At 39.7% G+C, this 8,852-nt stretch carries 9 protein-coding genes; 1 reads left to right on the top strand and 8 read right to left on the bottom strand.

Annotated elements, in window-relative coordinates:
- Positions 1–213: 213 nt before the first annotated feature.
- From F0231_RS20310 to F0231_RS20290, 5 genes are all read right to left on the bottom strand, one after another.
- A complete protein-coding gene (locus F0231_RS20310; RefSeq protein WP_171761494.1) occupies positions 214–690 on the bottom strand; it encodes a GNAT family N-acetyltransferase in 477 nt (158 codons plus the stop codon).
- A gap of 136 nt (positions 691–826) precedes the next feature.
- Positions 827–1,777 carry a DUF6602 domain-containing protein gene (locus tag F0231_RS20305; RefSeq protein WP_171761493.1) on the bottom strand — a complete coding sequence of 317 codons (951 nt, stop codon included), beginning with the start codon at positions 1,775–1,777 and terminating at the stop codon, positions 827–829.
- 693 nt (positions 1,778–2,470) lie between these two features.
- Positions 2,471–2,893, bottom strand: a complete 423-nt coding sequence (locus tag F0231_RS20300; protein ID WP_171761492.1) for a hypothetical protein — start codon at positions 2,891–2,893, stop codon at positions 2,471–2,473.
- A gap of 765 nt (positions 2,894–3,658) precedes the next feature.
- The gene (locus tag F0231_RS20295) at positions 3,659–4,423 is read right to left on the bottom strand and encodes a hypothetical protein (protein ID WP_045625834.1); all 765 of its coding nucleotides are present in this window, start codon (positions 4,421–4,423) and stop codon (positions 3,659–3,661) included.
- 1,225 nt (positions 4,424–5,648) lie between these two features.
- Positions 5,649–6,107, bottom strand: coding sequence for a class I SAM-dependent methyltransferase (locus tag F0231_RS20290; protein WP_367613492.1), 459 nt, complete (start codon positions 6,105–6,107; stop codon positions 5,649–5,651).
- A gap of 198 nt (positions 6,108–6,305) precedes the next feature.
- On the opposite strand from F0231_RS20290, the gene F0231_RS20285 reads away from it, so the two are divergent.
- The gene (locus tag F0231_RS20285; protein ID WP_171761491.1) at positions 6,306–7,043 is read left to right on the top strand and encodes a hypothetical protein; all 738 of its coding nucleotides are present in this window, start codon (positions 6,306–6,308) and stop codon (positions 7,041–7,043) included.
- 123 nt (positions 7,044–7,166) lie between these two features.
- Here F0231_RS20285 and F0231_RS20280 read toward each other — a convergent pair whose 3' ends face one another.
- The 3 genes from F0231_RS20280 to F0231_RS20270 form a co-directional block, all read right to left on the bottom strand.
- Complete coding sequence (locus tag F0231_RS20280; RefSeq protein WP_171761490.1) at positions 7,167–7,658, bottom strand: hypothetical protein; 492 nt, start codon at positions 7,656–7,658, stop codon at positions 7,167–7,169.
- A gap of 209 nt (positions 7,659–7,867) precedes the next feature.
- Positions 7,868–8,116, bottom strand: a complete 249-nt coding sequence (locus F0231_RS20275; protein WP_171761489.1) for a hypothetical protein — start codon at positions 8,114–8,116, stop codon at positions 7,868–7,870.
- Positions 8,117–8,241: 125 nt separating this feature from the next.
- On the bottom strand, positions 8,242–8,670 hold the full coding sequence (locus F0231_RS20270) for an ester cyclase (RefSeq protein WP_171761488.1): 429 nt from the start codon (positions 8,668–8,670) through the stop codon (positions 8,242–8,244).
- Between the last annotated feature and the right edge of the window lie 182 nt (positions 8,671–8,852).

The following is an 8,852-nucleotide window of genomic DNA, read 5'->3' as shown; positions in this document are numbered from 1 at the left end:
AAGTAAGCTAGAAAGTGAAATGCAACAACTAGCAAAAAGTACACGAACATTAGACCTAAATTTGCTGAATTAGCTACTTTTTCCTCATTGGCAACTAACGCCGCGTTAAGTGGTGAGCAACGCTACCACCTTGCCTAAACCATTGTGCCGTAAACACTAAAATCAAAGCAAACCGAAAACGCCAAGCGTTGGGAATCCGTCTTAAACGCTTTGTTATAACCGTTTTTCCATATGTAGAAGACCCCACTTTTCACCTTCAAATGACCTAGTGCCAACTTCATATGAGGTTACTGAAAAACCCAATGACTCATAGCAGTTTCTAGCCACTGTATTTTGCTCAAATACGGCAAGCGACAATACGCTAATTGTGTATTTTTCTTTTGCTAGCTCGATTAACTGACCTAGCATTTGCTTAGAAATACCCTGACCACGAAAGTTATTTGATACAAATACGCGACAGACTCGGAAATGGGATTCAGCTACTTTGAAGAGTTCAACATAACCAGCGCTTTCCCCTGAAACGACAAAGATAAAAGGAAGCACTTCAGGCTGAGAGCAATGCCGACTAATTTGTTCGAAATTCAAAGGAAACTGGAACCTTGGACCACCCCATAGGTAGTTCAATTTATCCGAGTCAATCCAGCCAACAAGTAGCTCGTAATCTTCCTTTCCGAATGCTCTCAGTTTCATTTTTTCCTCAAAGGTTATAACGCCGCATTAAGGTGTGAACAACGCGACCACAATACTTAACCTTACCACCGTAAACACTGAACTCAACGATGGAATGAAAAATGCCAAGCGTTGAGAATCACTCTTAAATGCTTTGTTAGTTGTAATCTTCGGCTAACTCTCCATTCACTACCTTATACACTCCATCTGAAGATTCAAAAGTGCCTCCACATTGGCATTTTTCATTAATGTTAATTTTTCCAGTAATAGTTAATGTTTGCCCCCCAAATGTTGGGGAGCTAATTTGTTCTATAGAACATTGATTACATGCAAGTTTTACATAATGGAGCTTTTTACTCTCAGCTCCATTGCCCCACCCCTCATCAGAAATGATGTAATTTCCTAGGTCAGGTTTGTGGCGACTAGAAGCGACAGATTTATAAGTGTTACTAACTCCACCTATCAACGATAAAACTTCATCGTACTCTTTCTCACCTTTATGGTAACGCCAAAAGCGACCATCATTAAACCAATAGCTATCCCCAGCGACACAAATAGCAACCAAATAAGGTTCATCATCTGGATAATATATGCTCTTATAACGATCAGCCTCTGTTAACCGATTACCAGTCAAAGTTGTATTTAGTGCAAAGATTACGCTTTTTACTTTATCAATCGAGTGATGTTTATCTGAGCCGTCTTCATTCTTCAGCCCCGGTAGGTACAAGAAGCTGTTGAGAAACTTTGCACTATCATGTGCAATACGAAGATCTTGTTTAGTTAATGTAGTCTTTACTTCAATAGTATAAAGAACGGCTTCAACAGGGAATATTCCAGTTGACTCATCAAATAAGACAGGGGGTAAAATAGATTTGTCATACAAGACTATATCCATTTGAGTTGATATTTTACCTGTATGGTTTTCAATAATTTGCCCTGTACCAACACCTATATCGGAAGGCAATAGAGGGCGAAATAACTTGGATATCAGGATTTCTAGGATGGTTCCTTTAACTCCTTGATGACTAAGGTTACTGGCTGCTTTAGCTTCAGCCAAGGCACCTTGGACTTTCGCACGAAGAAAATCTTGATATTTATTCTTTCCCATCGAGAAACTTACCTTTATTACAACTAACGCCCAATTAAGTAGTGAACAACGCGACCACTTAACTAAAACATTGTGCCATAAAACACTAAACTCAACCTAGAACGCAGATCGACAAGCGTTGTGAATCTGCTTAAATTGTTTGTTATGTTTTACCACAAGTCACTGACTTACTTGAGAAAGAACTGATAATTTAGACTGTTTTTCTGAACCAAACCAGAGACAAAATCAAGCTTGGTCACCAAACGCGACCAACCTAAAACAAGTATGAACACTTCCCTGCCCAATGAGGCAACACGACAAACATTCAAAAAGTGCCCTAGTCTCTTCTCACAACAGCGCAGATAATGGTAAATTGCCGAGACAACTGCCAAAGTAGGATGTTTCTTGGTAAAGAACCTCAAAGCGACCTTAAGCCAGAGAAACTAAAACCTAGCTAGCTCGACCTGAAAATGAAGCAACCCACGAAACTTGGCATGTTTTGCGGCCTAAGAAGTTCAAGAACTTAGACCGACAATACTTGCTTGCTGAGTCTACTAGGGACAAACTGCCTGAGGGAGAAAGAACTTGAGCCCAAGATAGTTAAGCCATTGAAATACAAGTAAACATAACGCCGCATTAAGGTGTGAGCGGCGCTTGGCTATACTTGAGCGAAGCGAAAACGCCAAGCGTTGCGAATCACTCTTAAATGCTTTGTTATGCCTTTTTACCATATACAAAGGGATGCCATATGAAACTGACTACCATCAACATTCCGCACAATTTCAACCAAAACCAAACAACCTCGAAACAAGACTGAAGTGCTAAGAATGACTTACCGAAAACTTCCGCTTGATGCTTTCCTAACATACAATCTTTGTAGCCAATACTATCAAGTTTACAAGTTACTTCGTTGATATCAGTTACATCAAGTTGGTTCTGTTCGACATAAGCAAAAAGTAACCTGTGCGCTTCAATATCTAACGGCATAAATTGATTCAAAAAATACTGATATGTTAGTAATCCAAACAAAACAATAGCTACAACGCCTTTAAACAAGGATTTATAAGTATTTTCATTAGCCACGGTGAATTTTATATGATTTGCAAACACTTCTGCTAATTCAAGTATTTTATGCATTGCACGTTTCCTCAAAAACCTAAATGTTCTCAGGCTTCTCAGCTAAAACAATGAGCATAGGGTAATTCCGGATTGAGGTTCACAGTTTATCTGAGGCATAACGCCGCGTTAAGTAGTGAGCAGCGCGACCATCAAACTAAACCTCTGCGCCGTAAACACTGAAGCCGATTTGAAGTGAAACCGTCAAGCGTTGCGAATCTGCCTTAAACGCTTTGTTAGGCAAGATTTCCGTGTGCTCACTAACTTGATTTGATACAGAATACCTTAAACACCATAAGCAACCAATCACCCACGGGCATTTTGTGATTCAAGAACTACTGAAGTCACTATGTTATAGCCGTGGTTTCAGCGAACTCTGAATACGAGATAGCAACAACGACATTACTTTTAGGACGCTGAAATTAAACTCTGCGAACTATCAGCTTTCAAGACAGTACCGATCAACTTGCCCTTTCAACACTTTGAGCCAGTGAAAGTCAAAACCGACCAACGCTAAACACCAATGAGGCAACCCATGAAATTTGGCATATTTTACGGGTGGAGTGATTCAAGAATTGGAGCCGACAATGCTGAATTGCTGACTTAGAAAGCAGATAGCCAAAGGAAGCAAAGAAGAATAGAAATGAGAAATTCACCGTACCTTGCCTAACGCCGCATTAAGGTGTGAGCAACGCTACCACGAAACTTAACCAAACCACCATAAACACTGAACCCAACGATGGAATGAAAAATGCCATGCGTTGGGAATCACTCTTAAATGCTTTGTTATGTGCCTGTTCCCGCATAGTGTTCATTTACGATATCTTTAGCTGCTTCTGATGCTTCACTGACTGATGTAAATGATTGTTTATAAAAATAGAAAAAGGCGACACCAAACTCGGCTAATTCTATGAAAATATAGTTATTTGTCGAATGAAAGAAGTGAAAATCAGTATTTTTAGTATGGATTACACATAGAGAGTTAAGCCTACTAACCTTAGATTTAATGCTTAAAACGTTCAGAGCCGAGCGAAGATTTGAGAAAACCTTGGATGGACTGGTATCCATTGGACCTTGAAACATTGCAATAGGCATTTTACCGAGGTATGGAATGTAATCTGCACCTTTTACCCGATTCAAGTTTCTACGAAGGTCTAGAACCTGAAACTTATACTCAAGTGTTTCTAGCCACAATATCACTAGCTCTAGAGTTTCCTGAGAAAATGCTTGATGGCTAACATCTACTTTTTCAAACTCATGCTTTAAGTGACGCTCCAATAAGCCGAGAAGATTTGAATTACAGTCTTTGCACGCTGGTAGCGTGGTCTTATTGTAAGTCTGTGAAATACCGTTCGTAGTTGTTTCAAAAGTGCGCTTTGTGCAGCGATTATACACCCATTGAGGTATAACGTGTTCTTTGGTTAGTTGTTCTTGGGAACCACAAATTATGCAGAGATCTGCCGAATGATTTGCAATGATAGCATCAGTGACTTTCTTCTTATTGGCTCTGATTTTCTTTCGGAGCTGAACTAATTTTAACTGGATGCTCATTTGATAATAACTCCTGACTCATTTTGGCACATAACGCCCAATTAAGTAGTGAGCAACGCCATCACCTAACTAGACCATTGTGCCGTAATCACTAAAACCAATTCAAACCCAGAATGCCAAGCGTTGCGAATCTGCTTAAATTGTTTGTTAGTTGCCTGCCCTAAGGCTTTGACTTGAAACCCATTGATACTTTGCCAACACTGCCCTTTCCTGATTTGACGAGCCCTAATCAGGCGCAGATTCAAAGCAACTGTGACTGAGACCACTTGGAATTCACAGCGCCGTAGAACACGGACTTAAAACATCAAAGAAAACTTTTGGAAAGGCTAATCAACAAAGCAGACTTTCAACGAGCGAGTCAACTTCTGAAATAGAAAATCCAAACCGAACACAAACCAAAGAACGGATTTAACGAACCCAGTCGGCTAGATGTGGAACACAACAACCAGAAAAACACACTGACATTAGCCCCAAACTTGCTGATTTAGTTACTTTTTCTTCTTTGGCAACTAACGCCCAATTAAGTAGTGAGCAACGCTACCAACTGCCTAGACTATTGTGCCGTAAACACTAGAGCCGATTCAATCCTAAAATGCCGAGCGTTGTGAATCTGCTTAAATTGTTTGTTAGTTGCCTGCCCTAAGGCTTTGTTTGAAGATTATTTCCACTTTGCCGACACTGTTCTGTCTTGTTTTGAAAAGCTCAAATCAAGCGCAGTTTCAAAGCGACTGTCACTGAAACCACTTGGGATTCACAACGCCGTAGAAAACGGACTTTGAACACCAAAGAAAGCTGTTTGGGAAGGCTAAGCAACAGAGCAGGCTTTCAACGAGCGAGATGGCTTCTGAAACAGAAACTCCAACCGAGCACTAAACAAAGCACTATCTTAACGAACCCTATAGGCTAGAAATGAAGTGCGATAACCTAGACAAAGACACACTGACATTAACCCTAAAATTGCTGATTTAGTTACTTTTTCTTCATTGGCAACTAACTCCGCATTAAGGTGTGAACAACGCTACCACTGAACTTAACCTTACCACCGTAAACACTGAACTCAACGATGGAATAAAAAATGCCAAGCGTTGAGAATCACTCTTAAATGCTTTGTTATATGATTTTTCTAGCCACTACGTGACAAGCCTTACTATTATGCCCTGTCATCGTTTGATTATTAACAACGATAGACTTTTCTAGTACAAACCCATCAACTATGTTTTCAATTTCAGCTTGAGTTCCGTGCCACATTGGAACCCCAACACCAGAAGTAAAAAAGACTTTCATCAGAACAAAATTCAGCCAAATAAATAACTCCATTTGGCTTTAAAGTTCTTAGTAGCTCAGAAGCTACATTTACCCTAGTTTGCACTTCTGGAATGCACGTAAAAACAGCACACGTAACAATGGCATCAAAGGAAGAATCAGAAAAAGGAACCAGTGAACCTTTTGAGTAGTTCAGCTCTAGATGTGGAAATTCATTGTTTCCACGATTAATCATTTCCAATGAAGAATCAACACCACAAATACTTTTATAACCTAAGTCATAAAGCTCATTAGTTACTCTTCCATACCCACAACCAAAATCAAGAACTTGACTAGAATATGGCACTGTATTAATAAGTAACTCACTGATTAATTGCAGATTAAACTCAACTTTACCGGCAACATCATCCCAAGTACTCAAAGATTTCTCCTTAAATCATATAACGCCGCATTAAGGTGTGAGCAACGCAACCACGAAACTTAACCATACCACCGTAAACACTGCACTCAACAATGGAATGAAAAATACCAAGCGTTGAGAATCACTCTTAAATGCTTTGTTATGTTTATTTTCTCAATGGTATAATTCGCTGAAAACATACAATAGAAACATTGCCTTATGACAAATGACAACGCAGCAGCTAGACTACACGCTATCCTTGAACGAGGAAAGAAACTAAATGAAAACTCTAGCGCTAAAAATGCTTGGATGTACGTATTTAATCTAAGCTCTGATACCCCTAACTATGAATCAATCTTGATGTCGAAATTGGGGCAAGTAATGCTACTACCGCATGAGACTCGCTCACTAATCGAACAATACTACCCTCAACAAGCTCAATCCCTTGACCATACTATTTTACAAATCCAGAAAGGATTTACTAACCAAAATTTGTCATCGTCTTGGAAAACTTTTATTCAACATATTGACGATCACTGCATTTCAACTTTATCGATGAGCGCAGCTCTACTTGATAATAAGCTTGAAACGAAACTTATTGACAACGAAACATTGGGTGACTTTAAAGAGAGAGTACAAGAACTTTTTGATGAGACAATAACATCAAGTCTAGGTACTGAATTTAAAAAATTCATTACTCATTATTTACAAAAGATAATCAATGCAATCAACGATTATCTCATTTCAGGAGCACTCCCAATTCTAGATGCAATTCACTCGACACTAGGTCATGCTGTACTTGACCCTAAGTTCAAACAGGACTTAGTAGAAACTGAGAGCGGAAATAAAATTAGTAATATGTTGGGGGATTTAGCAAATATAGTAACTGTAGCGAGTGCTGCCACCGGTGCAGCCACATACCTTGCTACAAATGGGATTCCATTATTAGGCTCATAAACAGTGCGGCAAGGTACTCATGCCTGCCGTAAACATAACGCCGCATTAAGGTGTGAGCGGCGCTTGGCTATACTTGAGCGAAGCGAAACTGCCAAGCGTTGCGAATCACTCTTAAATGCTTTGTTAGGTTTTAGAGGCAGCTTCAATAATCAGCTTTCTACCTTCGTCTCTGTCCTCAGAAAAGATAAGTTTCTGGATAACTTCTTCTGCGAACGTCATTTCTTTGTTTTCAATAGCTTTTCGGTAGATAGCTTTGTGGAAGTTATCTCTCTCTTCAGAGAAAATAAGTAATGCTGTAACTTCCAATGCAGGTTCCAAGCAAGAGTTAGCGATCAACACTGGTATAGTGTCAGAATACACTTTATCTCTTTCTGCACTAAAAGTTAATTTCTCAGCGGCTCCCTTGATAGGATTAAGGTACTCTAAACAATCAAATTCCTTTTTATGCTGTGGTTTAGGAACTTCAGTATTGACGGTTGAAGTCTCTTTTGGAGTTGAAACATTCTCTCCAGGGAGAATATCTCTCACATCCTTTATGCCAAAAAATTGGGCTACAACTACAGCTGTTGCAAGGCATGTCGCTACCATAGCGACTTTAGCTACTTTTCCACTCATAAATAATTGATATTAAGACAAAACATCAAATAATTTTATTACATGGTAGGTAACATGTAAAACTAAAACCTAACGCCCAATTAAGTTGTGAGCAACGCTGCCACAATACTCAAACACTTCACCGTAACCACCAAACTAATTGAAACCGAAAGCGCCGAGCGTTGCGAATCAGCTTGAATTGTTTGTTAGCACATAGGGTTACGCATTGACTAGCCCCAACCGTGAGGCATACCTTCATTACTATCATGCTCCGAATTACAGACCTTACACCTAAAGTAGCTAACCTGAGACTCTGATTTACTTGAGCCCAGTAGAACACCAAAAACAATATTTAGAATACGAGACTTGGTACTATTCTTCACTCCCTGTTGTGCTTCGACTTCAGATGCACTTAGTCGTCTATGAGCTGTCTTCTGATTGCAGTTTCCACAATGTAGAAGCGTTTCATCCTTAGACATTACCTCTTCCTTTATCACGAACTATGAACCTGTGTGCTAACGCCGCATTAAGGTGTGAGCAACGCTTGGCTATACTTGAGCGAAGCGAAACCGCCAAGCGTTGCGAATCACTCTTAAATGCTTTGTTAGCTGAATTTTTGACTGTTTGTCGCTAACTGTTCTTTTAAACCTAGGTTCTCTTGTTGAATCCAGTACTCCACAATTTGGTTGTCACTAACTCGGTACACTGCGCTTCCTACTGTAGAAAGTTCTCGGCCTGTCGGTTCATAACCATAAATTACTCCCTCATGACGACCATCTTGACGCCAACGCACGTAAACCTTTTGACCGTCAACTAAAAACTCTTCTATTGTGAGGTCAAAATTACCGTAAGCTTCTAGGAATTCTTCGACGTGTTCACGATAGTTTTCAGGAGTTCTTTCAATTGCTTCTGAGACTCCAGAAACAATCTGATGCGCTACAACTACTGGAGCTAGATACTGGTTTACTAGATCTGGGTATTTCCCTGACCTTACTTCTTCGATAAAGCCTCTAACCACTTCTTCCACTGACATCAATTATTCCTTCTATTCTGCTAACGCCCAATTAAGTAGTGAACAACGCGACCACTTAACTAAAACATTGTGCCATACAACACTAAACTTAACCTAGAATGCAGATCGACAAGCGTTGTGAATCTGCTTAAATTGTTTGTTATGTTTTACCACAAGTAACTGACTTACTTGAGAAAGAACTG

Source organism: Vibrio sp. RE86 (assembly GCF_013114545.1).
Classification (GTDB): Bacteria; Pseudomonadota; Gammaproteobacteria; order Enterobacterales; family Vibrionaceae; genus Vibrio.
Note: the sequence above shows the minus strand (reverse complement) of the source record. Positions and strands in the feature narration are given on the sequence as shown.

Coding starts and splice junctions, on each gene's coding strand:
- F0231_RS20310 (WP_171761494.1), bottom strand. CDS start 690: ATGAAACTGAGAGCATTCGGAAAGGAAGATTACGAGCTACTTGTTGGC.
- F0231_RS20305 (WP_171761493.1), bottom strand. CDS start 1,777: ATGGGAAAGAATAAATATCAAGATTTTCTTCGTGCGAAAGTCCAAGGT.
- F0231_RS20270 (WP_171761488.1), bottom strand. CDS start 8,670: ATGTCAGTGGAAGAAGTGGTTAGAGGCTTTATCGAAGAAGTAAGGTCA.
- F0231_RS20280 (WP_171761490.1), bottom strand. CDS start 7,658: ATGAGTGGAAAAGTAGCTAAAGTCGCTATGGTAGCGACATGCCTTGCA.
- F0231_RS20275 (WP_171761489.1), bottom strand. CDS start 8,116: ATGTCTAAGGATGAAACGCTTCTACATTGTGGAAACTGCAATCAGAAG.
- F0231_RS20285 (WP_171761491.1), top strand. CDS start 6,306: ATGACAAATGACAACGCAGCAGCTAGACTACACGCTATCCTTGAACGA.
- F0231_RS20295 (WP_045625834.1), bottom strand. CDS start 4,423: ATGAGCATCCAGTTAAAATTAGTTCAGCTCCGAAAGAAAATCAGAGCC.
- F0231_RS20300 (WP_171761492.1), bottom strand. CDS start 2,893: ATGCATAAAATACTTGAATTAGCAGAAGTGTTTGCAAATCATATAAAA.